Genomic DNA, 23272 nt, shown 5'->3' with positions numbered 1-23272 from the left:
GTTATGCTGCTTCTCCATATAACCCCCCCCATGATATTGGTCACGGGCGGGTCCGGATTTATCGGATCCAATCTTCAAGCAGTCCTCTCCGAGGAGGGACAGGATGTCATCATCGCCGATTGGCTCGGCCATGAAGGCTCAAAATGGCGCAATCTTCTCCGTCACCCTCCGTCTCAGGTCATCCCTCCGGAACAGCTTGAGGAGTTCCTGCTGCATGACACACGGCTGACCACGGTTGTGCATCTTGGCGCCATTTCAGAGACCACCGCAACCGATGCCGATCTGGTCTGGCGAACCAATGTCACGCTCAGCCAGAAGCTCTGGCTCTGGTGCGCGCAACGCCAAGTCAGATTCATATATGCCTCCTCCGCCTCAACCTACGGTGACGGCTCTTCTGGGTTTGACGACGATATGTCCTTGCCCGCCCTGAAAAAACTGCGTCCCCTCAACCTTTACGGCTGGAGTAAGCACGCTTTCGATTTATGGGTGGCACAGCAAATCGCAACCCATGCCCCCACGCCTCCGAACTGGGCTGGCGTTAAATTCTTCAATGTATTCGGACCGAATGAATACCATAAAGGCAAGATGATCTCGGTCGTGAAAGTCAAGCATGACGAGATCGTGGCTGGCGGCCCCGCCAGACTGTTCAAGTCAGACAGGCCCGGCCTAGCCGATGGTGAGCAGAAACGGGATTTCATCTATATCGACGATGTGATCGCTGGGTTGAAATTCATGATGAACACACCTGATATTACTGGAATCTTCAACCTTGGCACGGGAACAGCCCGCTCTTATGCCGACCTCGCCAGAGCTGTCTGCCATGCCAACGGCACATCGGAGCGGATTGAATTCATTGACATGCCCGCAACCCTGCGCGGCCAGTATCAATCCTTTACAGAAGCCCCCATGGCGCGTCTGCGGGCACTGGGTTTCAATCATCAGTTCATCTCCCTTGAAGAGGGAGTGAACGCCTACGTGCAAACCTATCTTCGCCAAACGGACCCTTACCGATGAGCCCGATTATTCTTCCTGTCTTCCCGCGTGGCTTTTATATTGGACCGCTCTTCATCCATTATTATGCCTTGGCCTATATTTGCGGGCTTCTCGCGGGCTGGCGCCTCGTGCGCTACATGGTCACCCGCCCTCCCGTGGCCGCCAATGGCCAACAAGTGGATGATTTCCTTACCTGGGCGGTGCTCGGCGTTATACTTGGCGGCCGCACGGGCTATGTCCTGTTCTATCAACCTGGTTATTTTTTTACCCACCCCCTGGCCATTCCACGAGTCTGGGACGGTGGCATGAGCTTCCATGGCGGCTTTCTGGGGGTTACCGTCGCCATTCTGGCCTTCTGCTGGAAACATAAGCTGCACCCCCTGAGGTTTGCCGACCGTATCGCCGTGGCCGTTCCCATAGGCCTTTTTCTTGGCCGCTGCGCGAATTTCATCAATGGCGAACTATGGGGGCGTCCCGCGCCCGCCGGCTTTCCCCTGGCCATGATCTATCCTGGCGATCCCTACCAACTCCCTCGATACCCTTCGGAATTGATCGAAGCCTCCCTTGAAGGCATTTTATTATTCTGCGTCATGATCATCTGCGCCCGCTCTCCCAATATTCGCCAACGGTCCGGAATGCTGACGGGCATATTTCTGTTGGGCTATGGCGTGGCCCGGATTACAGGCGAGTGTTTCCGTGAACCGGATGCCTTTCTGGGCTTCCTGCCCTTTGGCACCACCATGGGGCAGATCCTCTCCATCCCCATGGTTATCGCGGGCCTTTGTTTCATTATCTATGCGCGTTCCAAGCGTGCAGCCTGAGCGTTTCGACCATTTCATGGCCCGTGCCAACGCCGCTTATTATGCGCGGGGCCGGTTCGGGCGGGATTTCACGACCGCTCCCGAAATCACCCAGGTTTTCGGCGAACTGCTCGGGGCATGGGCCAAGGTGGTTTGGCAAATGCTCGGCGCGCCGCAAGACATCATTCTCGCCGAGGCCGGTCCAGGCCGGGGCGTGCTGATGGCCGATGCCTTGCGTGTATGGCCAACGCCCAATGTGCATTTCATCGAAACCTCTCCCACCCTGAGAGCCGAACAGGCCAGCCGCGTTCCCCACGCCAATTGGCATGCTTCTCTCGCCTCCCTGCCCCCCGGACCGCTGATCCTGATCGCCAACGAGTTCCTGGACGCCTTGCCCGTGCGCCAATTCATCCGCCGGGACGCGGGATGGATGGAACGCCATGTCGCGAATGGCAGTTTCATTGAGTTACCCGCCACTCATACAGGCGCGGCACTGCCGGACGATCCGCCCGGCACCGTACGGGAGGTCAACGAAGCCGCCATCGAATTTTGCACGACCCTGGCCGCACGCGATGCCATAGGATTATTCATCGATTACGGCCCCGCCGATAGCGCCCCCGGAGACAGCATACAGGCCATCCGCGACGGCGCTTATGCCTCTCCCCTTGCAACACCCGGAACGGCCGATATTACCGCTCATGTCGATTTCAGCGCCATCAAGCGGGCGGTCCATACCCAGGGGCCGGTGAAACAGAATTTTTTTCTAACATCGCTTGGCCTGTATCAACGTAGCGATGTTCTCGCCCGCCGGCATCCCGGCAAGGCCTTGGACCTGCGGCTTTCCGTGCAACGCTTGACGGCACCGGAAGCGATGGGCAGCCTGTTCAAGGCGCTGGCTGTCTGCCCAGCCCATCTGCCGCCTCTGCCAGGATTTGCATGACTGAGTTCATTTCTTCTTCCCTGCCGGCCCGCCATGGTTTCTTTACCCGTCATGGCGGCGTTTCGGCTGGGTACTACGCCAGCCTGAATTGCAGTTTTTCATCCGACGACAGGCATAATGTGCGACAAAACCGTGCCCGTGCCGCATCGGCCCTCGGCGCACGGCCTGAAGCCTTGCTGGGTCTCAAACAGGTTCATGGCCCAAAAGTCATCACCGTCACAGCCCCCTGGGACGAAGGGGCCGGTCCCGAAGCAGACGCTTTCGTCACCACCCTCCCAGGGTTAGCCCTTGGCATCATCACCGCCGACTGCGCGCCTGTTCTGTTTGCGGGCGACAATGGCGCCATTGGCGCGGCGCACGCGGGGTGGCGCGGCGCGCTCGCAGGGGTGCTTGAAGAAACCATCCGCGCATTGCGCGCCCTCGGCGCGGAGGCCATCCAAGCCACCATCGGGCCCTGCATTCATCAAAAAAGCTATGAAGTCGGCCATGATCTGCATGATCAAATTCTGTCCGAATCGGACCGGAGCATTGAGTTCTTCACTCCTGGCGATCCAGGGCATTTCCATTTCGACCTTCCCGGCTATTGCATGAGCCGCTTGGCGCGCCTTGGCATTGCAGCCTCGATCCTCCCACATGATACATATGCCGAGGAAACCCTGTTTTTCTCCTATCGCCGCAAGACCTTGCGGCAAGCCCCCGCGACCGGCCACCAAATCTCCGTCATATGCTCATGAAACGCGCCTCTTTTCTTTTAGCTGTTCTTCTTACGGGGTGCGGCACCCTACCCCAGCCTTTTTATGGCAACCCTGGCCCGGCCGCCGCCAAGTTGGCGGTTCCCCCGGCTCCTGTTCTGATGGTGCCCACACCAAGCACCGCCCTCCTAGGCAACGACGCCGCGCCAATTTACGCGCGCGATCTCGCCGGTCAACTCGCGGCCTATGATGTACCCAGCGTGGCGGGACCAGTACAAAAAGATAACTGGCATTTGCAAATTACCGCCACGCTCAGCGGAAACAAGGTCATTCCATCCTACGATGTCATCGGGCCCGATGGAAAATCCTACGGGAAAGAAACCGGCAAACCAGTCGGCGCGAAAGAATGGGCCGATGGCGACAAGACGGCCCTCGCGCAAACCGCCTCAGCCGACGCCCCCAGCTTGTCGAAGCTGATGACACGAATCAACGCCAATATTCAGCACAGCAACCCCCACTCACTGGAAAACCGGACACCCCGCATTTTCATCGGTACAATCACCGGTGCGCCAGGCGATGGCGACACATCCTTGCCAACGGATTTGTCGCGCGCCCTGCAAGGCCCCAATCTGGAGCAAGTCAAGGACAAGCAACAGGCTGATTTCACGGTCACAGGCAAGGTAAAGGCAACCCCTCAGGGGCAAGGGAAACTACTCGTGGAACTGGATTGGACCGTGCGGGACACAAACAACCGCGTTGCGGGCAAGGTTACCCAGATACACGAACTCTCCCAAAGCGACGTTTCACCCTATTGGGGCGATGTCGCCGCCGCGGCCACCAAGGAGGCTGCCGGAGGCATCTTGAGTGTCATCCAAAACGAGATTCTCAAGAAGACGTCCAAACCCGAACCGGCGGGTAAATGAATTGCCCGTCTATTCGCGCCTCAACAACCGGCCATTGATGAATTCCGCCACGCGTCCCGCGCGAAAAGCCGCACGCAGCCCTTCCTCGTCATACTCCTCGCGCACCCAGTCCAAGAACTGTTTCCTACCTTCCGCGGTTTGCTGATACAACCGCACGAAATCATCCAAAATTCCTGTTTTTGAATGTTTTATATGGCCAAACCGCCAGGAGAGCTGCCGCATGGCCTCGGCCGCCGTTCCGCCATTGATCAGGATATAAAGCCCAGCCACCAACCCCGCCCTGTCCGCGCCCGATTTACAGTGAATCAAGGCTGGACCCTGCATCTGCTGAAATATGCCCGCCAAACGAAGGATTCGCTCCTTATGCGGCGCCCCTCTGGATTCGAAGGCCATATCGTAAAAATCCAGCCCAAGACGCCGTGCTTCCTCGCGTGAGAGCGCATCGGAGCCGTTCTTGGCTTGTCCTCGTAAATTGATAAGGCTTTTCAGCCCTACCTTGCGGGCGAAACGGCGTAAATTACCCGGGGTGGGATGGTTGGATCGATAGAGCTTGCCAGGTACCACCACGGCAAAATTGGTCCAAAGCAGACGTAACACGGCATGATCCACAAACAATGCGTCCAGCCAGGCATTGCGCCGCCCCTTCCTGGTCGTGATGTCCCCCTTATAGATCGTATCCATGGCTGGCGCTGTAGCGCATTTTTGCTCTGCCCCAAACTGTGCTTAACCACGCGACCATGACCACAACCGCATCCACGCCTGCCCTTATCAGCCGTCTATGGCGCGAGCATGTCCGCAATTACCGCTGGCGGATTGTCTTAATCGTCGTCACGACGCTGGTGATGTCCGGCGCAACAGCGCTCTACCCCGTCCTGATCGACTGGGCTTTCACCATGTTTGCCCGCAAGGACCCGCGTATCCTCTATCAAGTGCCGCTGATGGTGCTGGCCGTGACGGCCATTAAGGGCCTGTCCATGTATTTCCAGGCCGTTTTGACACAAGACATGGTGCTTCTGGTCATCCGCCGTCTGCAACTGGCCATGTTCCGGCATCTGACCGCGGCGTCCCTGTCGCGTGTGGAGCGCGAGGCCCCCGCCCAACTCGCCGCCCGCTTCACGACCGACGCCACTGTCATCCGCGAAGCCATGACCCGCGCCGTCAATGCCGTGGCCGATGCCGCGACGGTCATCGGTCTGGTGGTCACCATGATCACTATCGATTGGAAGCTCAGCCTGATCGCGGCCTTGATTTACCCGATCGCCGTCATACCCGTGCAGAAAATCGGCAAACGCATGCGCCGCGCATCCGGCGGCATGCAGGAGCGCATGGGGCAAGCCGCTGCCGTGCTGAATGAAAGCTTCTCCCAAGCTCGCACTGTCCGGGCCTATGGCCTCGAAACACATGAACATTCACGCGCGGAAAAAACCTTCGCCGACCTCTATACCGCATTGATCCGCATGACGCGCGTCCGTTCACGTCTTGACCCGATGCTGGAAGTGCTCGCCGGTGTAGCGGTCGCGGGCGTCATCGGCCTGGAAGGCTGGCGAAATGCGACAGGCGGCGCTGGTGTCGGCAATTTCATGGGGTTCGTCTCGGCCCTGCTCATCGCCGCCCGCCCCCTACGCGCGCTCGGCACCATGAATGCCGCGATTCAAGAAGGGCTCGCCGGTCTGGTGCGTGTCTTCCAAGTGATCGACGAACCTCCCGCGATCGCCGACAGCGCGGATGCCGTGATGTTGCCCCAAGGACCAGGAGAAGTCGTCTTCGATCATGTCGCCTTCGCCTATCCAGACGGCCGCCCCGGCCTGAAAAACCTCAGTTTCAGAGCCGCTCCAGGAAAAATGCTCGCCCTTGTCGGCACTTCCGGCGCCGGCAAATCGACCGCCTTGGCTCTCATTCCCCGGCTTTACGACCCCAATGAAGGTCATATTTTCATAGATGGCTCGGATATAGAGCATGTCACCCTGAACTCCTTGCGCGGCTCCATTGCCTATGTGGGGCAGGAAGCCTTGCTGTTCGACGACACGATCAGCGCGAATATCCGCCTTGGCCGCCCCGACGCGACAGACGAAGAGATCACCGCCGCGGCTGATGCCGCCGCCTGCGGTTTCATCGCCGACATGCCCGAGGGCTTCGCCACCCGTGTCGGTGTGAACGGCCAACGCCTCTCCGGTGGCCAGCGCCAGCGCGTGGCCATCGCCAGGGCCATCCTGCGCAATCCACGCATCCTGTTGCTGGATGAAGCAACAAGCGCCCTCGATACTGAGAGCGAGGCCCTGGTGCAAGCGGCGCTGGCCCGGCTCCGGGAGGGGCGTACAACTATTGTTGTAGCACACCGGCTTTCCACTGTCCGCGATGCGGATCAAATCGTCGTCATGTCGGATGGGCGAGCCGTGGAAACCGGATCACACGAGGCCTTGCTGGCTCAAAACGGCGCCTTCGCCAAGCTGGTCAGGGCGCAGGCCCTGGCGGCCTGACCATGTCGTACAGGCTCGTCATCGCCGTCAGCGCCGCTTTTTTTGGAGCCGGGGCATTTTGGATGTTCCTGCCCCTTCTGTCCGTCGCGCTACGCAACCAGGGCGTGGGAGATCTTTGGGTCGGCATCATCTCAGGTCTGCCATGGGCCGGATTGCTGGCCATGTCGGTCTTCATTCCCGCCATTATCCGCAGACTTGGACTGCAACGCATGGTACTCACGGGCATGGTGGCCGCCGCGCTGGTTTTCCTTGGTTTCGCCATCACCCATAACATTCTGCTCTGGAGTCTGCTCTGCCTGATTATGGGAGCCGCCTTGGCGCTGCGCTGGGCCGGGCTGGACACCTGGATGAATGGCAGCTTTCCCGCCCATCTGCGCGGCCGCCTTACAGGCCTTTATGAATTGATCCTGAGCGGCTCGATGGCGGTGGGGCCTGGTGTGCTGGCAATCTCCGGCAGCACTGGACAGGCTCCCTTCATCGCGGGCGCCATCGTCACGGCGGCAGCGGCCATCCTGATGCTCTTTACCGGGCGGGAAGCACCACACACCACCCAGCCCGGCATGAAACCCATGCGCCAGCGCGATATTGTGCTGCGTGAGCCCGCGGCTTTCATCGGTATTTTTCTTGTCGGCCTCACGGAAGCCAGCAACCTGTCGCTTTTGCCGCTTTTCGGCCTTTCTCGCGGCCTTTCCGTCCATCTCGCGGCCCTTCTGGTGGTCGCCGTACAAGCGGGCGCGGCTTTGGGGGCTGTGCTGATCGGTACCCTCGCGGACCATCTGGACCGACCGAAGCTGCGTAATCTCACCGCCTGCGCCATGGTCGCGCTGCCTCTTGGCTTGGCCCTCAACCTTCAGGCGGGGATCTGGCCCTGGCTGACCGCATGGGGCATAGCCCAAGGCGGACTATTCACCCTTGGAATCGTGTTTCTCGCCTCATGCTATTCAGGCCTGGAATTGGCCAGCGCCATGTCGCTCGCAATGGTCGTCTACACCCTTGGCGGTATTGCCGGGCCACCTATCTTAGGATTTTGCATGGCCAATATGGGGCCCGCGGGCTTCCCGGTTGGCTTAACCACCTTGGCCCTGACCGGCTGTTGCGGCATTTTGTCCATCCGGCAGGCGGCAACATCCAACCCCGCTTCCTGACCGCTGTCCGCCCGCGCCAAGGCCGGCCCACACGGTTGCGTGTCCGGTCATTACCGCGCCAACGCCCCAAGCTAGGCGTGGAGCGCTCTCAATGCCCGCCGCCCGATGTCCCTGCGGCAAAACCCATCCTCCCAATCCAATCGGTCGATGGCTTCATAGGCGCGGGCCAACGCCACCGATAGATCCGTGCCGATGGCATTCACGGCCAGAACCCTGCCACCATTGGCTAAAACCCCCTCCTGCTCGGCCATGGTTCCAGCATGGAAAATCGTTACATCAGGCAAACAACCAGCCTCCTCCAGGCCATAAATCTCACTACCCGTGGCATAGGCTCCCGGGTAGCCCTTCGCGCACATCACCACGGTCGCGGAGCCTCCTGTCCGCCACGCGACCCGCACATCCGCCAATTCACCGGCCACCGCCGCGCGCAACACCGCCAGCAGGTCGGATTCGAGCATTGGCAGAATCGTCTCACATTCCGGATCCCCGAAACGGACATTGAACTCAATCAGCTTCGGCCCATCCGCCTCCACCATCAAACCCGCGAACAAAAACCCCCTGAACGGCGTCCCGCGGTTCTTCATTTCCTTGAGAGCCGGCCTCACGATCTCCTCCATGCCGCGGCGGATTACATCCTCCGTGGCCCAAGGCGGATTAAAAATGGCTCCCATGCCTCCCGTGTTCGGACCAGTATCCCCCTCTCCGACACGCTTATGATCGGCGGCGGCACCAAAGAACAACGCCTCTTCGCCATCGCACAAGGCAAAGACGGAAATCTCTTCTCCCACCAAGCATTGTTCGATCACCACTTCCGCCCCCGCCGCGCCATGAACCTTATCCTCCATGATCGCGGTGATGGCTTCATGTGCCTCATCCAGCGTCATCGCGACGACAACCCCCTTGCCAGCCGCCAACCCGTCCGCCTTGACCACGATCGGAGCGCCCGCCGCTTCAACATAGGCATGGGCGGTTTCAGCATCGGAAAATTTTTCCCATCGCGCGGTTGGAATACCCGCCGCATCAGCAACCTGCTTCGTGAAAATCTTGCTTCCCTCAAGAGCCGCCGCCGCCTGGGATGGCCCGAAGCAGGCGATTCCCGCCTCCAACAATGCATCGGCGATCCCGCCCACCAACGGCGCTTCCGGTCCTGGCACGACAAGGTCAATCTTCTGATCTTTCGCAAACGCCACGATACCGGCTATATCCACCGTCCGCAAAGGCACATTTTCGGCGATCGCCGCCGTACCGGGATTTCCCGGTGCGACGTAAAGCTTGGTCAACAGGGGGCTCTTGGCGATCGCCCAGGCCAACGCATGTTCCCGTCCACCCGAACCGACAATCAAAACCCTCATATCGTACCCCCTCTATGACCGGAGCGCGCTGTATCATAATCTTCCCTCATGAGCGAAACCGGCCAGAACACCCCCGAATTCACAGTCTCTGAAATCGCCAGTGCCGTAAAACGCACATTGGAGGGTTCATTCAGCCGCGTCCGGGTTCGTGGGGAAATCACCGAACTCAGAGCTTACGCATCCGGACATCAATATTTTGCCCTCAAGGATGAAAACGCCAAAATCCGCGCGATTATCTGGAAAGGTGCTGCCTCCCGCATCGGTCTAAAGGCTGAAAATGGCGTTGAGGTCATCGCCACGGGCAAGCTGACCTCCTATCCCGAGCGTTCGGAATACCAATTGATCGTCGAAAGGCTGGAATATGCCGGCGTCGGCGCTTTATTGGCACGAATCGAAGCCCTGAAAACAAAACTCCATGCGGAAGGGCTATTCCAGCGCAAGCGGGCATTGCCTCTCCTGCCGCGGGTCATCGGCGTGATCACCTCGGCCCAAGGTGCTGTCCTGCAAGATATTAAAACCACCATTGCCCGCAGGTTTCCTCGCCCCATTCTGCTCTGGCCCGTCCCTGTTCAAGGCGACGGAGCGGCCGATAAAATCGCCACCGCGATCACGGGGTTCAACAATTTGCCCGCCGACTTCCCCCAACCGGATGTGCTGATCGTCGCCCGCGGGGGCGGAAGCCTGGAAGATCTGATGGCTTTCAACGAGGAAAGCGTGGTTCGCGCCGCGGCGGCCAGCCGGATACCCCTGATCTCCGCCGTCGGTCACGAAACCGACACAACCTTGATCGATTTCGCGTCCTCCCGTCGCGCGCCAACCCCAACGGCAGCCGCTGAAATGGCGGTTCCCGCCAGGCTGGAATTATTGGCAGATCTTGGCCAACAGACCGCGCGCCTCGACGGTGCGCTAGCGCGCCGCACGACACAAGCCTCCGCCTCTCTGGAACGAGCCGCCTCGAAACTGCCCGACCTGCCCGCCATGCTCGGTACCATCCGGCAGCGGCTTGATGACCGGGCTGAACGCCTGACGCTGGCCTTGCCAAATTACATATCAGCCCGTCGGGCTCGGTTGGAAAGGCTGGTTCCACGCCATCCGCGCGAGATATTGACCGGGCTAAACGGACGCGTCGAGTTTCTGGGGCATAGATTGACGAAGTCCCTGCCCGACCTCATGCGCATGGCCCAAAAGCGGTTTGAAGCCACCTCCTATCGTCTAATCCAGCCAAGCGGTGAAATCGCAAAGCGGCAAGCCGCGCTGGCATTGTTGATCCAACGCCTCTCCCCCCAGATCCACAATCGCCGAAAGGAAGCATCGATTAGGCTGGAAACTCTGGCCTCCCGGCTGGAATCGGTCTCTTACCAGCGCGTCCTCGCGCGTGGCTTCGCCCTCGTCACCACGACACGCGGAACCCCCATCACGGCCGCCGCGGACATTTCCCCAGGCACCACACTGCGCCTAAGGTTTGCAGACGGACAAGCCACCGTGAAAGCCTCAGGCATGCCTAAACCCGCCCAACTCGATCTGGATTTGTAACAACAGCCGTCCAAGCTTGAACCGGCGGCCTTTCAGGTCCAGATTCACGGTGATGAGCAAAGCCTGCCCGACCCGCCAATGACCGAAGCTGCAAGGGCCCTGCCCGGCGATCATTGGCGTGAATGCCCGCATTGCGGCCAGCTTTCCCGCCTCAGCCAATGCCAGCCTGGTCTCATCGCCGAATGCCCGAGATGCGGGAGCACATTATGGCGTGTCCGCCGGGCAAACATCAATTTCCCGCTGGCCTGTGCCATCGCCGGGCTGCTATTTTATATTTTTGCCCTGGTCGCTCCCTTCATCGAGATAACCGCCTATGGGCGCTTCGCCATGGCCCGAATCGAAACCGGGCCCGTTCGCCTCTCCGATGCCGGATGGGGCTTGGTCGGCTCCCTGGTTTTCGCGGTCACGCTGGTCGTTCCAGGCATAAAGCTTGGCATCGTGATTGCCACTCTTCTGGGAATCGAAAGCCACCTGCCAAAAACACCTCTCAGGGCGCTGTTCCGGTGGTATGCACTGCTATCCCCCTGGGCCATGATCGACGTATATTTACTTGGATTTCTCGTGGCCTATACCCGTTTGACGGGAATGTTCACGGTTCATCTGGATACGGCACTTTACGCGTTGATCGGCTTGATGATTGCCCTGGCGGCCGTCGATGCCAGCCTCGATCAGGAGATGATCTGGCGAAAGCTGGATGAGAGCGACAAGCAGCCGCCCTCACCCACATCCGATATCCTCAGCTGTGAGATTTGCGGGCAGGTTAATCACACATCTCCGGGGCATTTATGCCAACGCTGCCATTCCCCGCTATATCCGCGCAAGCCCGCGAGCATCTCCAGAAGCTGGGCTTTCACCATCGCGGCGGCCTGCCTTTATATCCCGGCAAATCTTTACCCTTTCATGAGTCTCACAAGCCTGGCACAGACACAATCCTACACGATCCTAGGCGGAATTATCGAGTTGGCCGATGCCGGCCTCTGGCCCTTGGCTCTGCTCGTGCTTTTCGCCAGCATCACCATCCCCCTGCTCAAACTAGCGGGACTTGCCTATATGCTGATTGGCACCCAACGCGGCACCACACGCCATTTACGTGGCCGCACCACCATATATAAAGTGATCGACTTCATTGGGCGCTGGTCGATGATCGACATCTTCATGGTTTCCATCCTCGTGGCGCTTGTGCATTTCGGCCGTTTCGCCAACGTGTCCGCCAATGTAGGGGCCATGTGCTTCGCCGCCGTCGTGGTTCTGACCATCCTCGCCGTCAATACTTTCGACCCCAGGTTAATGTGGGACCATCATAAGGAACCCGAGGCATGAGCAACCAGGACGCCCCGGAAACTCCCTCTCCCACGCCTCCACGCGCCAAGCTCCGGCGCCAGAGCTTCCAGATGGTCTGGCTGGTGCCAATCGTGGCGGCGATCATCGCGGGCTATCTCGGGTATAGGACAATCATGGAGCAAGGGCCGCTCCTCACCCTTACCTTCACAAGCGCGGACGGGCTGCAAGCCGGTCAAACACAAGTCAAATACAAGGCCGTCGCCTTGGGGACGGTGGAAAGCATCGATCTGGCGAAGGACAATACCCATGTCATCGTCAAGGTCCGGATGAATCATGTCGGCACGCGTTTTCTAAACTCCAACGCCCGTTATTGGGTCGTACGGCCACGGCTGAATTTCTCCGACATGTCATCCTTTGAAACGATCGTTTCAGGTGTTTATATTTCTGTCGATCCAGGAAAACCTGGAGGACATTATGAAAGTCATTTTGTCGGCCTGGAACAACCCCCAGGTGTCCGTTCCGACGAACCTGGGCGCACCTACACGCTGACCGCCCATAAGCTTGGCTCCATCGCCTCGGGCTCTCCGGTTTTTTACCGCGATGTCACCGTGGGCGAGGTTTTGGGCTACGACATGGGCGATGGTCTTGGCCCCATCAAGATCAGCATCTTCATCCGCGCGCCATTCGACAATCTTGTTCGCCCAGGTAGCCGTTTCTGGGACTCCTCCGGCATAGCCTTCGGCATCAAGGGCGGTGTCCTGCAATTGCAATTGCAATCCTTGCAGGCGGTGATCGCTGGCGGCATCACCTTCAACCTTCCTCCCTCGTCCCGCGATGAGAGCCCCAGCCAGGACGATGCCAGTTTCCGGCTTTACGCCTCGCAACAACAGGCTGAGTCGGCGGCATATAGCAACCAGATTCAAGCCGTCAGCTATGTAACCAGCAATGTCAACGGCCTAACCCCGGGCTCTCCGGTCAATGCTCTGGGCATCCAGGTGGGCGATGTCACGAGCGTAAATCTTGTTCTAAGTCCAAAGTCCGGCCAAGCGAAGGTCCGAATTGGCATGCAGCTATTACCCCAAAAACTTCTGGAACAAGCGAAAGATGGAACCATTCCCCATCCACTGCAGTTTTTCCAGCGTTTCGTGGACAATGGCATGCGGGTCGAAATCGGCTCCTCCAATTACGTCACGGGCCAAAAAGAGATCAACCTGGTCATGGAACCCAAGGCCAAGGCGCCCGTAAAGGTCTACAAGGAAGGCAATGCCATCGTCCTTCCCTTCAAGCAGGGCGGACTGGATGCAACCCTAGCCAATGCAGCCGACATCACCGCCAAAATCGACCAGATGCCGTTTCAGGAAATTGGAGATAATCTGAATAAATTGCTGAAGACCGCAAACGGCACCTTGGGGGCTCCTCAGGTGAAGATATTGCTCACGCAACTCTCGGCGACATTGAAAACCGCCGATACCACCTTGCAAGACATACATCAGGGTTTCGGCCAGGATTCCGATTTTCAGAGAAGCCTGATGCAAATTCTGAATCAAACCACCACGACGCTGCAATCCTTGCAGGCGCTGGCAACCTATCTCAACCAACATCCGCAATCGATGATCTTTGGAAGGAACGGTTCATGAAACGGCGGTTTATCATCGCCTCATCCTGCGCGGCCCTGCTGTCTGGCTGCACATCCGCTCCTGTTCACAATTGGCGGATCGTCGCGTTGCCTGGACCGATCCGTCATGGCAGCGGCATACGTGTCGGTGTGCGTAGCATTGGCCTGCCGAGCCCCCTCAATCAGACAGGTGTTCCCAAGCCCGGCGGTCTTTATGCCGCCAACACGTTCCCAAACGACTTGTGGGCCGGCCCCCTTGCCTCAATGCTGCAAACGACCATGGTCGAGAATTTAGCCCAACGCCTGCCAGCCGATACCATTCTGGCGGATGGAGGCGCCATTGGCGCCTCTCCCGACCAAATTGTGGAAATACAGATTTTCTCCTTCGCTCCGGACGCTTCCGGAACCGTCAAACTAGCCGCTCAGTTCGGCACTCGTCCTACTGGTAAACAAGATTGGAATCTAAGCAATTTCACAGCCAGCGCGGCTGGCGGTCAAACCGCCGACACCATCACCGCCGCAATGAGCCAACTTTGGAGCCAAGCCGCAAATCACCTCGCCACCATGCTCGCTTGAAGCTAAATCGCCCTCACGATCATGGTCGCCACGTCCAGATCAAAGCTGCCATCCGGAGCAATGGCGAAATACCGGCCGACAATGTCTGGTGCGCCGCGCTGAAGCCCTAAAATCGCTTCCACCATATGCACCGGCGTGTGCGTGCGCTTCACCCAGCTTTCAAACTCCATACGCACCCGGCGGGTCGTGCAACTCTGAACGGCAAACCCCGCCTCAGCCAATGCCCCGCACCATTGCGCGACAGCATAGTTACGGACATGCGAGGGATCGCGCAGTAACTCCATCGCTTGCAGATGGGTATCGGATACGCTTCCGGGCGGCGCGACTGTATCGATAAACACCCCCACGGCCCCCATATCGGCAACCCGGCGCGCCTCCCGCAATCCGCCGGAAAAATCAACCCAATGATGGGCGCTAAAACGGCACAGAACAGCATCGAAGCTTGCATCGCCAAACGGCAGTTTTTCCGCTGGCGCCAGACACGTCTCGATATTGTTCAGCCCTTTTTCCCGAGCGGTCCTGGCCACGGCATCCAACATGCTTGGCGTCACGTCGCATGCCGTCACATGTGCGGCATATAAGGCCGCCCGATAGCTCACATGTCCCCCGCCACACCCCAAATCCAGCGCTTTAGAAATGTCTCGACGACTTAAAACAATCTCCATCTCGTCCAAATCAGTTCCCGATGCGTGGACCTGACTTTGCACGTAGGCTTCTGCTCGATCGCCATAATGCGATGCCGCGAAATTTTCCTGACTCATCTTTGCCTCCTAAAATCTTCATCAAGCTAACAACGGATTCAAACTGGTATAAGCAGCAAAATTATACTGGTATAAAATTCACCATGAACGACACACCACAACGCAAGGCGCTTGGAGCCTTCATTCGCGCCCGGCGTGAGGCGCTTATTGCGGAACATGCCATGGGTCGGCGGCGCACCTCTGGCCTGCGCCGGGAGGAAGCCGCACAACGCTGCGGGCTAAGTACAACGCTTTACACCTGGATCGAACAAGGGCGAGACACATCCCTGACCACCAGGACACTTACGTTGCTGTCAGAGGGATTGAACCTCACACCGGTGGAACGGGCATATCTGTTTGAACTTGGCCGACGGCGCGATCCCGCAACCATCGCCCCCTTACCTGCCTTGTCTCCCCTTCCACCGGCCCTGCTGGCATCGCTGAACGTCATTCAGGCCCCAACCTATGTGCTGGATGCGCGTTTCACCGCACGCGCCTGGAACCCGGCCGCCCGCGACCTATTTGCCCCCTGGTATCAAAGCCAGGAAGCCAACCTGCTGCGCTTTGTCTTTCTCGTTCCCACGGCGCGTATCTTCATTCAGGATTGGGCAAGCAATGCACGACGTTTGGTGGCGGAATTCCGTGGGGAAACCGTCCGCGCACCGGAAGATCCTCACCGCGCCCGGCTGCTTGATGAACTACATCAAAGCTCTTCTGATTTCAGGCAATTTTGGAAAGCTCAGGATGTCCAGTCCCGAAGCGGCGGTAATCGGTGCTTCCTCCACCCGGTCAAGGGCTTGCTTCATTATACGCAAGTCAATTTTCTGTATGCCAGCCCGGAACCATACAGATTGACCATTCTCCTGCCTCACTCCAGCCAAGCAATCAGCGAGGAAACCGTGATAAGCGACAAAATCGTGGACACCAATATGGCACGAGAGGTAATCGCCGCTTCCCGGTCGTAAAGCTTGGCCAACATGAAGGGCCCCGTGCCAATTGGCAATGCCGCCATGATAACAGCTGTTTCCGCCCAGACAGGCGGCATTGGCCATACCCAATAAGCCAGCACCAGCGTAATGGCCGGCTGCACGATCAACTTCAGGCCAACCAAGCGTAAAATGACTCCTTCCTCCTTGGATGCGCTTGATTGCGCCAGGAACAAACCAATCGTCACCAAGGCACAAGGGCTGGCAGCGGCCCCAAGCAGGCTCGTCATATGAAACACCGGCGCCGGCAGACTGAAACCGGTCTCACCACGCAAAAACGCAGCCACCATCCCCAGCAATGGAGAAAAAATCAGAGGGTTACGCAGCAAGGACACCAGCACCTTGAAGATGGTGGCATGCCAATCTGGCATTTCCTGAAGATCAAACTCTATCAGTATGATCGCGCCAGCGAACAGCACGCAGGCGATGACGATGGTCGCGATGATCGACGGCACCAGACTACCTGGCCCTATCGCGGCCAGACAAAGGGGAATACCCATATAGCCGGTATTTGAATAGCTGGCATTCAGCCCTTCGATGGCGCGATCCGCCAGCCTGTGCCCGTCCGGCCGGTTTCTTCCACCAAACAAGAAGGATAAACCAAAAGTTGCAACGGCACCGATGGTAAATGCACCAATATAACCTAAATGATCGATCTGATCCCACATGATCTGGGCCATGGCCTGAAACAACAAAGCGGGCAGCGCCAGCCAGACCACGAATTTATTCAGACTATCCGTTGCCTCTGGCCCCAAAATACCACGCCGCGCGGCCAAATAACCAAGCAGAATCAGCGCGAAAACCGGAAAAACCGACGCAACAACGTGATACATACTGCCCTAATTTCAGATTGACGCCAAAGCCGCAAGAGCTTTTGACACATCCCGTCCAAATGCTGACAAAACCCGTCCCCCCGCCTATGAAATCAGGAAGGAATCAATGGGAGAAGTAAATGTCAGAAATCCTGATCGCCAAGGAAGGAACATTGGGCCATATCAAGCTCAATCGTCCCAAGGCAATTAACGCCCTGACCCATGAGATGATTGCTTCCATCTCAACCGCACTGGCCACGTTCGCCGCCGATGACGGTATCAGCGCCGTGCTGGTAACAGGCGAAGGTGAACGCGGCCTCTGCGCGGGGGGAGATATTCGAGCCCTTTATGAGCATCGCGCCTCCGGTCAATCGTTCGGCATGGCTTTCTTTCGCGACGAATATCGTATGAACGCCCAAATCTCCGCCTTTCCTAAGCCCTATATCGCTTTCATGGATGGCATCACGATGGGCGGCGGCGTGGGCGTCTCAGCCCATGGCTCCGTCAGAATCGTCACCGAGCGTACTCGGTTGGCAATGCCCGAGACAGGCATCGGCTTTTTTCCTGATGTCGGCGCCTCCTGGCTGTTATCCCGCGCTCCAGGAGAATTGGGGACTTATCTAGCCTTGACCGGCCAGAGCGTCACAGGCGCCGATGCCATCCTGGCCGGATTGGCGGACAAATTCGTGCCTAGCATCCGACTGCCGGAACTCGGCGATGCGTTAACCAGACTTCCCCGCACCGCGTCCACCGCCCAAGCCATGGACATCGTAACGCCGCTTTGTGAAACAATCACGGCACCATTATCGCCCTATCTTGAAGACATCAACCAGCTTTTTAGATTTGACGATGTCAGGAAAATTATCTCGGCATTAAAACAAGCAAACACGGATTTCGCATATCAGACACTGGAGATCATGGCATCAAAATCTCCAACCTGCATGCAGGTGGCACTACGCCTGATACGCCTTGCCCGCCACGCTCAAACACTGAACATCTGCCTGCAGCAGGAATATACAGCCTGCGCGCACGTTCTCACCACCAATGAATTTTATGAAGGTGTGCGTGCGGCCGTGGTAGACAAAGATCGCATGCCAAAATGGCACCCCTCATCATTGGATGGGGTAACCGAAACATTGATTAACCCCTATTTCACAGCATCCGTCGAAAAGCTGTTTTAAAGCAAATCAATGAGCATTCTCTGCTTTTTCGCCATCCCGCCGCATGCAATTTCCGAAACTACCTTATCGTCAAATCGCCGTACAAAACATGATATGTGACTGTAAACCCCTCGGATGAAGCGCTGAGAATTCTCTTCATCGCGGCATTCGGCAATGGTTGGCGCCCCGCCGGAGGAGAGTGGGCACCAATCATTTTCAGCGCCTTAAGAAAAGCCAAACCATTGGCATGACTTTCCTGAAAAAACTCTTCTCCGATCTTGCCGTTCAAACCCACGGGCCAGGGAAATGCATCAGATTTTGGATAATCATACATTCCGGCCTGAAGTCCAAGCCTCTTCAGCAGCTCTCTCCATTCCAAAAAATTCAGGCTCCCTAATGTCGCAAAGGCCAAGCATCCATTTTCATTCAACAACAAGGCCAAACGCGCAATCGCCCCTTGCAGATCCGCGAACCATTGCATCGCCAGGCTGGAGACTATCAGGTCAAAATGTCCCAAGGATAAATCAGGAAACTCTCCGTTCATCAGGTTAAACGAAGCCTGTCCCGCTAATTTTTTCCGGCAAATTTCAAGCATTGGAGGGGAAATATCGGTCAGTACCAATTCCGCTTCAGGAAACCGTCTTGCCAGGATCTGGCTCAATGCTCCCGTACCACAGCCAATCTCCAAAATCCGCCTAGGTTGGCCTGCGAGCTTGGCAGCCAATTTAGCTGCGACTAAAGGCTGTATTTTAACAACCTCATCATAATGCCCAGCCCCCATGGAAAAATTTTCAGCGATACGATTCATTGAATGCGCCGCGTGATCGCATCTGCCAAACGGTCAATGTCTTCTCGTGTATGACAAGCCGATACAGCAAGGCGCAAACGGCTCGTTCCCGGAGGAACCGTCGGAGGTCTTATCGCAACAGCATAAAATCCATCATCCACCAAAGCCGATGCCAAAGAGAGCGCATGCTCCTCATCCCCTAAAATCAAAGGCACGATATGCGTTGTGGAAGCACCCGTATTCAACCCTGCCTGTTGTAGCCTCTTTCGCAAATGTGTCGCCATGGCTACGAGGTGTTCTCGCTCTGTTTCCATGGATGGGATCAGATCCAAAGCCGCATTCATGGTACCCAAAACCGCCGGCGGCAGCCCTGTCGCATAGATGATTCCACCACAACGGTTGATCAAATAATTCCGCAGCATCTCTGAGCCTGCTACATAAGCGCCGAAACCACCCAACCCCTTACTGAAGGTTCCCATAACCAGGGCGTTATTCAACCCACAGCCCAGCCCGAAACCATCCGTTCCAAGAACACCAGTCGCATGCGCCTCGTCGATATAAAGAAATGCGCCAAACTGATCGGCAAGTTCCCTCAACGCCACCAAGTCAGGTACATCGCCATCCATGCTAAAAACCGACTCAGTCACAATAAAACGCGGGGCCTTCTTGGCGGCATCTCGCACCAACAAGTCACGGAGATGTTCCATATCATTATGGCGAAAACGGTTCTGTCTTACACCAGCCGCGATACAACCTTGAATCAAGCTTGCATGATTTAAACGATCCGCATAAACAAGCGGCTCTTTCCCTAAGACGCGCGCGTCCAGCAAGGCAGGAAGAAGCGTTAAATTAGCCTGTGCGCCGGACACAAACACAAGAGCAGCTTCCGTTCGCTTGCCCTGAGACAGCTTATGTTCAATCTGCTCCAAGGGAGCCAAGTTCCCGGAAACAAGGCGTGATCCACCTGCGCCCGCTCCAAAACGCTCAGCATAATCGCCCGCGGCTTGAAGCAAAGCTGGATGATGAGAGAGCCCCAGATAGTCGTTAGATGAAAAATCAGTGAGAATTTTTCCTTCCCCAAACCTGATTTTGCCGGCACCTAAACGTTGAACTGAACGCAGCCTGCGCAACCTGCGCGTTACATCAGCATTCTCCAGCGCTTGCCGCCAATAAGAGTCATATTCCTGCATCGTGACTGATTTACTCCAGATCGATCACCCGGCAAAATCAAGTCCTATATCCAGAACCTTGGAGCTATGGGTCAGCCATCCAGCCGAGATTAAATCAACCCCTGTCTCCGCCACGGCTTGCACTGTTTCGACACGGATCCCCCCCGACGCTTCGGCGATTGCCCGCCCTTGAATTAAGTTTACTGCTTCGCGCAAAATCGGGAGGGGCATATTATCCAGCAATATGGCGTCCGGCTGGTAATGCAGCGCTTCTTCAAGCTGAACTAAATTATCCACCTCAACTTCAATCTTTACCAAATGCCCAGCATAGAGCTTGGCCCTAGTCATCGCGTTCGCAACCCCGCCAGCAATGGCAATGTGATTGTCCTTAATCAAAATAGCATCATCCAAGCCAAACCTATGATTCACTCCACCACCAGCCCTAATGGCATATTTCTCGGCAAAACGAAGCCCAGGCGTCGTCTTACGTGTACAGACTATTTTCGCCTTGGTATGTTTGATGGCATCCACAATCCGTGCTGTTGCACTCGCAATCCCCGATAAGTGCCCCAAAAAATTCAAGGCGACGCGTTCACCCATCAAAACTCCACGGGCAGGACCTTCAATGGATGCCAATATCGTCCCCGCATCGACATGTTCTCCATCCGCGCAAACAGACTTAAACGTAATAGTTGGGTCGATTAAGGTAAAAGCCGATCTGGCGAACTCCAATCCCGCGACAACCCCCCTCTCCCGTACTGTCAAAACAAGATTGCATCTTGAATCAGGCGGTATAACAGCCTCGGATGTTATGTCACCCGCTCTGCCGAGATCCTCAAGTAACGCCGCTTCAACAACAGGCCGCACCATTATTTCAGGCAAATTTTGCAACGAAAAAGGAGCCATTCTAAGCAGCCTGCTGAATGAGATGATCGTCCCTGGCATGCGCCCCAATAGATTCAGTTCGCGCCAGGGCGGCTTGCACAATTGCAAGAGATAAATCCGCCGCGGGATTTGTTCGCGCTAAATCAGAAAACTTGTTGGCTGCCTCTTCAAGCCCTTGGGTGGTTCTTACAACACCGCATTGACGTGACATTATGTCCTTGACCGCTTCCGGCTTAGGCTCTGGCGGCAAGGCCAGCATGGGCAAAGCTTTGTCTCGTTTAGCGGCTTGTTCTTTCATTGCCAAACCTGTCGCCGTCCCACAAACCGCTGCTTCCAACAAGGAATTGCTAGCCAAGCGATTTGCGCCATGCAGCCCCGTACAAGCAACTTCACCCGCCGCATACAACCCCTTGATAGTCGTCCTGCCATACTCATCGACACCAATCCCACCCATGTGGTAATGTGCCGCCGGCTGAACAGGAAGAGGCTGCAACGCTGGATCGATTCCGGCTTTCATGCAAACAGCATATATAGCAGGAAACCGTGTTGAAAATTTTTCACGAAGAGACCGCGCATCCAAAAAAACCTTATGCCCCTTCAAAGTATGAGCAAACACTCCTCTCGCCACGACATCTCTCGAATCTAGGTCTTTCCCCTCCATAAAGAACACTCCCTGTTCATCGATAAACCTGGCCCCTTCACCACGCACCGCTTCTGAAATGAGAGGCAACGGCGCAACATCAACAGAAAGCGCTGTCGGATGGAATTGCACAAATTCAAGATTTTCTAGCAAAGCCCCCGCATCTTTGGCAAGGATAAGGCCATGCCCAAGCGCACCAAGAGGGTTTGTGCTATATCGAAAAAGCCCTCCAATTCCTCCCGTCGCCAACAAAACTCTATCACTGACAAGGTTGGTAATTTCACCATTCTTGGTTATTTGAACACCAGAAACACCAGCATCCCCAACAAAAATTCTCCTGGCTGTTGCCTCTAAAACAGAGACCGAAGGCGTCATCATCACTTTTTCAATCAAGGCGCGCATGATGACAGCTCCAGTCTGGTCCCCTCCACCATGCAAAATACGATGGCGGCTATGGGCCGCTTCCAGCCCAAGAGATAAAGCCCCATCGGGAGCATTATCAAAAACCACGCCATAATCTATAAATTTTTGTATTATATCCGGCCCTGACGATATGATTCGCCTTACCGCTTCAGGATTACACAACCCCGCACCCACGGCTAGAGTGTCGGCAGCATGAAGCTCAAGGCTATCGTCGTGCCCAATAGCAGCGGCCACCCCGCCCTGGGCAAGCCAACTAGCCGCACCAAGCCCAAACCCATTTGAATTGATCAATGTCACAGGCCTTGGCGCAGCGGCTAAAGCCGCCATCAAACCAGCAACTCCTCCTCCGATGACAATCATCAAACGGCTAGCATTCGTTCAACAGCCCGCCGCGCAGGCTCAAAAAAACTTTCTGGAATGGAGACTTTCATTTCCATATTTTCAAGAGATTTTCTTATATTCCCTAGAGTAATCCGCTTCATGTGTGGGCAAAGATTGCATGGTCTGATGAATTCAGTGCCCGCACTTATTTGAGCGATGTTATCGCTCATCGAACACTCAGTAATCAACGCAACCCGCGCCGGCTTTTTATCTCTTACATAATCAGCCATTACCGCTGTTGAGCCCGAAAAATCAGAGACGGAAACTACTTCAGGTGGACACTCTGGATGAGCCAAAACAACAATATCAGGATATTGCCTACGCAAGGCATCTATATCTTCGGGAACGAAGCGCTCATGCACTTCGCAATGCCCTTTCCAGGCAATGATCTTCACTTTCGTTTCCTTGGCAACGTTCTGCGCCAAAAACTCATCCGGAATCATAATAACTTCCGAGACACCCAGTGATTCAACCACTTTTCTCGCATTGCCTGAAGTACAGCAAATATCGCTCGCCGCTTTCACCGCGGCAGATGTGTTGACATAAGCAATAACCGGCCTTCCTGGATATGTTCGCCTTAGCAAGGCTATGTCATCTGGTGTAATCGACTCAGCCAACGAGCAACCAGCCAAAGTGTCAGGAATTAGCACTGTTTTATCGGGATTCATCAGTTTTGCCGTCTCTGCCATGAAATGGACTCCAGCCAGCAAAATAACATCCGCATCAACTTTTTGAGCTTCGCGAGCCAAGGCGAGGCTATCCCCGACAATATCAGCAACACCATGGAAAATTTCAGGTGTTTGATAATTATGCGCGAGAATAACAGCTCGATGCTTTTTTTTCAGCGCAAGAATCACCGCGACATCTTCTTCCATCGTTTCCCACTCAAACGGCGGAATCACACGGGATACGCGGTCGTAAAGCTCATTAAGCGGCATCTTTAGCTCCCAAATTTATACTCA

22 protein-coding genes are annotated in these 23272 nt (G+C 56.4%); 13 read left to right on the top strand and 9 right to left on the bottom strand.

The features are described 5' to 3' along the window. Positions 1-30 precede the first annotated feature (30 nt). Genes rfaD through AB7D48_RS08505 form a run of 5 tightly spaced genes read left to right on the top strand, consistent with a single transcriptional unit; the run spans position 31 to position 4348 of the window. Entirely contained in the window at positions 31-1014 is a 984-nt protein-coding gene (rfaD, locus tag AB7D48_RS08525) for an ADP-glyceromanno-heptose 6-epimerase (protein WP_427977703.1), read from the top strand. After that, entirely contained in the window at positions 1011-1814 is an 804-nt protein-coding gene (gene lgt, locus AB7D48_RS08520) for a prolipoprotein diacylglyceryl transferase (protein ID WP_427977701.1), read from the top strand. Before rfaD ends, lgt begins: the two co-directional genes overlap by 4 nt. After that, positions 1789-2733 (top strand): class I SAM-dependent methyltransferase, encoded by a 945-nt coding sequence (locus tag AB7D48_RS08515; protein WP_427977698.1) that lies wholly within the window; start codon positions 1789-1791, stop codon positions 2731-2733. Before lgt ends, AB7D48_RS08515 begins: the two co-directional genes overlap by 26 nt. Continuing rightward, the gene (gene pgeF, locus AB7D48_RS08510; RefSeq protein ID WP_427977695.1) at positions 2730-3467 is read left to right on the top strand and encodes a peptidoglycan editing factor PgeF; all 738 of its coding nucleotides are present in this window, start codon (positions 2730-2732) and stop codon (positions 3465-3467) included. Before AB7D48_RS08515 ends, pgeF begins: the two co-directional genes overlap by 4 nt. Continuing rightward, on the top strand, positions 3464-4348 hold the full coding sequence (locus AB7D48_RS08505; protein ID WP_427977692.1) for a hypothetical protein: 885 nt from the start codon (positions 3464-3466) through the stop codon (positions 4346-4348). Before pgeF ends, AB7D48_RS08505 begins: the two co-directional genes overlap by 4 nt. A gap of 9 nt (positions 4349-4357) precedes the next feature. Here the strand turns inward: AB7D48_RS08505 and AB7D48_RS08500 are convergent, their stop codons facing one another. Beyond that, entirely contained in the window at positions 4358-5020 is a 663-nt protein-coding gene (locus AB7D48_RS08500) for a tyrosine-protein phosphatase (protein WP_427977771.1), read from the bottom strand. 65 nt (positions 5021-5085) lie between these two features. On the opposite strand from AB7D48_RS08500, the gene AB7D48_RS08495 reads away from it, so the two are divergent. Both AB7D48_RS08495 and AB7D48_RS08490 read left to right on the top strand, forming a co-directional pair. After that, positions 5086-6825, top strand: a complete 1740-nt coding sequence (locus AB7D48_RS08495) for an ABC transporter ATP-binding protein (protein WP_427977690.1) — start codon at positions 5086-5088, stop codon at positions 6823-6825. A 2-nt stretch (positions 6826-6827) separates the two neighbouring features. Next, positions 6828-7970 carry an MFS transporter gene (locus AB7D48_RS08490; RefSeq protein WP_427977688.1) on the top strand — a complete coding sequence of 381 codons (1143 nt, stop codon included), beginning with the start codon at positions 6828-6830 and terminating at the stop codon, positions 7968-7970. Between the two features lie 71 nt (positions 7971-8041). On the opposite strand, the gene purD is transcribed toward AB7D48_RS08490, so the two are convergent. Beyond that, entirely contained in the window at positions 8042-9322 is a 1281-nt protein-coding gene (purD, locus tag AB7D48_RS08485) for a phosphoribosylamine--glycine ligase (protein ID WP_427977686.1), read from the bottom strand. A gap of 48 nt (positions 9323-9370) precedes the next feature. Between purD and xseA the strand changes: the two genes are divergently transcribed. The 4 genes from xseA to AB7D48_RS08465 all read left to right on the top strand — a co-directional run bounded on the left by xseA (position 9371) and on the right by AB7D48_RS08465 (position 14327). Then, on the top strand, positions 9371-10855 hold the full coding sequence (gene xseA / locus AB7D48_RS08480) for an exodeoxyribonuclease VII large subunit (protein ID WP_427977684.1): 1485 nt from the start codon (positions 9371-9373) through the stop codon (positions 10853-10855). A 78-nt stretch (positions 10856-10933) separates the two neighbouring features. Next, the gene (locus AB7D48_RS08475; protein WP_427977681.1) at positions 10934-12175 is read left to right on the top strand and encodes a paraquat-inducible protein A; all 1242 of its coding nucleotides are present in this window, start codon (positions 10934-10936) and stop codon (positions 12173-12175) included. Then, positions 12172-13773 (top strand): intermembrane transport protein PqiB, encoded by a 1602-nt coding sequence (locus AB7D48_RS08470; protein ID WP_427977679.1) that lies wholly within the window; start codon positions 12172-12174, stop codon positions 13771-13773. The genes AB7D48_RS08475 and AB7D48_RS08470 overlap by 4 nt, the downstream gene beginning before the upstream one ends. After that, the gene (locus tag AB7D48_RS08465) at positions 13770-14327 is read left to right on the top strand and encodes a PqiC family protein (protein WP_427977677.1); all 558 of its coding nucleotides are present in this window, start codon (positions 13770-13772) and stop codon (positions 14325-14327) included. Before AB7D48_RS08470 ends, AB7D48_RS08465 begins: the two co-directional genes overlap by 4 nt. A gap of 2 nt (positions 14328-14329) precedes the next feature. On the opposite strand, the gene AB7D48_RS08460 is transcribed toward AB7D48_RS08465, so the two are convergent. Continuing rightward, complete coding sequence (locus tag AB7D48_RS08460; RefSeq protein ID WP_427977769.1) at positions 14330-14992, bottom strand: class I SAM-dependent methyltransferase; 663 nt, start codon at positions 14990-14992, stop codon at positions 14330-14332. Between the two features lie 20 nt (positions 14993-15012). Here AB7D48_RS08460 and AB7D48_RS08455 point away from each other — a divergent pair, with 20 nt between their 5' ends. Next, positions 15013-16032, top strand: a complete 1020-nt coding sequence (locus AB7D48_RS08455) for a helix-turn-helix transcriptional regulator (RefSeq protein WP_427977675.1) — start codon at positions 15013-15015, stop codon at positions 16030-16032. Here AB7D48_RS08455 and AB7D48_RS08450 read toward each other — a convergent pair. Next, positions 15936-16886: an AEC family transporter gene (locus AB7D48_RS08450; RefSeq protein ID WP_427977673.1), complete on the bottom strand. Its 951-nt coding sequence runs from the start codon at positions 16884-16886 to the stop codon at positions 15936-15938. The two genes, AB7D48_RS08455 and AB7D48_RS08450, sit on opposite strands and share 97 nt — an antisense overlap. A 119-nt stretch (positions 16887-17005) precedes the next feature. On the opposite strand from AB7D48_RS08450, the gene AB7D48_RS08445 reads away from it, so the two are divergent. After that, complete coding sequence (locus AB7D48_RS08445; protein ID WP_427977670.1) at positions 17006-18046, top strand: enoyl-CoA hydratase/isomerase family protein; 1041 nt, start codon at positions 17006-17008, stop codon at positions 18044-18046. Positions 18047-18104: 58 nt separating this feature from the next. Here the strand turns inward: AB7D48_RS08445 and AB7D48_RS08440 are convergent, their stop codons facing one another. The 5 genes from AB7D48_RS08440 to nadA are packed head-to-tail and all read right to left on the bottom strand — an operon-like array spanning position 18105 to position 23248. Next, positions 18105-18833: a methyltransferase gene (locus tag AB7D48_RS08440; protein ID WP_427977667.1), complete on the bottom strand. Its 729-nt coding sequence runs from the start codon at positions 18831-18833 to the stop codon at positions 18105-18107. Next, positions 18830-20002, bottom strand: coding sequence for an aminotransferase class I/II-fold pyridoxal phosphate-dependent enzyme (locus AB7D48_RS08435; RefSeq protein WP_427977665.1), 1173 nt, complete (start codon positions 20000-20002; stop codon positions 18830-18832). Before AB7D48_RS08435 ends, AB7D48_RS08440 begins: the two co-directional genes overlap by 4 nt. A gap of 24 nt (positions 20003-20026) precedes the next feature. Then, positions 20027-20887, bottom strand: coding sequence for a carboxylating nicotinate-nucleotide diphosphorylase (nadC, locus tag AB7D48_RS08430; RefSeq protein WP_427977662.1), 861 nt, complete (start codon positions 20885-20887; stop codon positions 20027-20029). Position 20888: 1 nt separating this feature from the next. After that, a complete protein-coding gene (locus tag AB7D48_RS08425) occupies positions 20889-22289 on the bottom strand; it encodes an L-aspartate oxidase (protein ID WP_427977660.1) in 1401 nt (466 codons plus the stop codon). After that, complete coding sequence (gene nadA, locus AB7D48_RS08420) at positions 22289-23248, bottom strand: quinolinate synthase NadA (RefSeq protein ID WP_427977658.1); 960 nt, start codon at positions 23246-23248, stop codon at positions 22289-22291. Before nadA ends, AB7D48_RS08425 begins: the two co-directional genes overlap by 1 nt. Positions 23249-23272: the final 24 nt, after the last annotated feature.

Source organism: Acidocella sp. (assembly GCF_050253495.1).
GTDB lineage: Bacteria > Pseudomonadota > Alphaproteobacteria > Acetobacterales > Acetobacteraceae > Acidocella.
The sequence above is the reverse complement of the archived record's forward strand: the minus strand, read 5'-3'. Positions and strand labels throughout refer to the sequence as shown.

Coding starts and splice junctions, on each gene's coding strand:
- lgt (WP_427977701.1), top strand. CDS start 1,011: ATGAGCCCGATTATTCTTCCTGTCTTCCCGCGTGGCTTTTATATTGGA.
- purD (WP_427977686.1), bottom strand. CDS start 9,322: ATGAGGGTTTTGATTGTCGGTTCGGGTGGACGGGAACATGCGTTGGCC.
- AB7D48_RS08465 (WP_427977677.1), top strand. CDS start 13,770: ATGAAACGGCGGTTTATCATCGCCTCATCCTGCGCGGCCCTGCTGTCT.
- AB7D48_RS08495 (WP_427977690.1), top strand. CDS start 5,086: ATGACCACAACCGCATCCACGCCTGCCCTTATCAGCCGTCTATGGCGC.
- AB7D48_RS08450 (WP_427977673.1), bottom strand. CDS start 16,886: ATGTATCACGTTGTTGCGTCGGTTTTTCCGGTTTTCGCGCTGATTCTG.
- AB7D48_RS08445 (WP_427977670.1), top strand. CDS start 17,006: ATGTCAGAAATCCTGATCGCCAAGGAAGGAACATTGGGCCATATCAAG.
- xseA (WP_427977684.1), top strand. CDS start 9,371: ATGAGCGAAACCGGCCAGAACACCCCCGAATTCACAGTCTCTGAAATC.
- AB7D48_RS08435 (WP_427977665.1), bottom strand. CDS start 20,002: ATGCAGGAATATGACTCTTATTGGCGGCAAGCGCTGGAGAATGCTGAT.
- nadC (WP_427977662.1), bottom strand. CDS start 20,887: ATGGCTCCTTTTTCGTTGCAAAATTTGCCTGAAATAATGGTGCGGCCT.
- AB7D48_RS08470 (WP_427977679.1), top strand. CDS start 12,172: ATGAGCAACCAGGACGCCCCGGAAACTCCCTCTCCCACGCCTCCACGC.
- AB7D48_RS08475 (WP_427977681.1), top strand. CDS start 10,934: ATGACCGAAGCTGCAAGGGCCCTGCCCGGCGATCATTGGCGTGAATGC.
- AB7D48_RS08490 (WP_427977688.1), top strand. CDS start 6,828: ATGTCGTACAGGCTCGTCATCGCCGTCAGCGCCGCTTTTTTTGGAGCC.
- AB7D48_RS08515 (WP_427977698.1), top strand. CDS start 1,789: ATGCGCGTTCCAAGCGTGCAGCCTGAGCGTTTCGACCATTTCATGGCC.
- nadA (WP_427977658.1), bottom strand. CDS start 23,248: ATGCCGCTTAATGAGCTTTACGACCGCGTATCCCGTGTGATTCCGCCG.
- pgeF (WP_427977695.1), top strand. CDS start 2,730: ATGACTGAGTTCATTTCTTCTTCCCTGCCGGCCCGCCATGGTTTCTTT.
- AB7D48_RS08440 (WP_427977667.1), bottom strand. CDS start 18,833: ATGAATCGTATCGCTGAAAATTTTTCCATGGGGGCTGGGCATTATGAT.
- AB7D48_RS08455 (WP_427977675.1), top strand. CDS start 15,013: ATGCGTGGACCTGACTTTGCACGTAGGCTTCTGCTCGATCGCCATAAT.
- rfaD (WP_427977703.1), top strand. CDS start 31: ATGATATTGGTCACGGGCGGGTCCGGATTTATCGGATCCAATCTTCAA.
- AB7D48_RS08460 (WP_427977769.1), bottom strand. CDS start 14,992: ATGGAGATTGTTTTAAGTCGTCGAGACATTTCTAAAGCGCTGGATTTG.
- AB7D48_RS08505 (WP_427977692.1), top strand. CDS start 3,464: ATGAAACGCGCCTCTTTTCTTTTAGCTGTTCTTCTTACGGGGTGCGGC.
- AB7D48_RS08425 (WP_427977660.1), bottom strand. CDS start 22,289: ATGATTGTCATCGGAGGAGGAGTTGCTGGTTTGATGGCGGCTTTAGCC.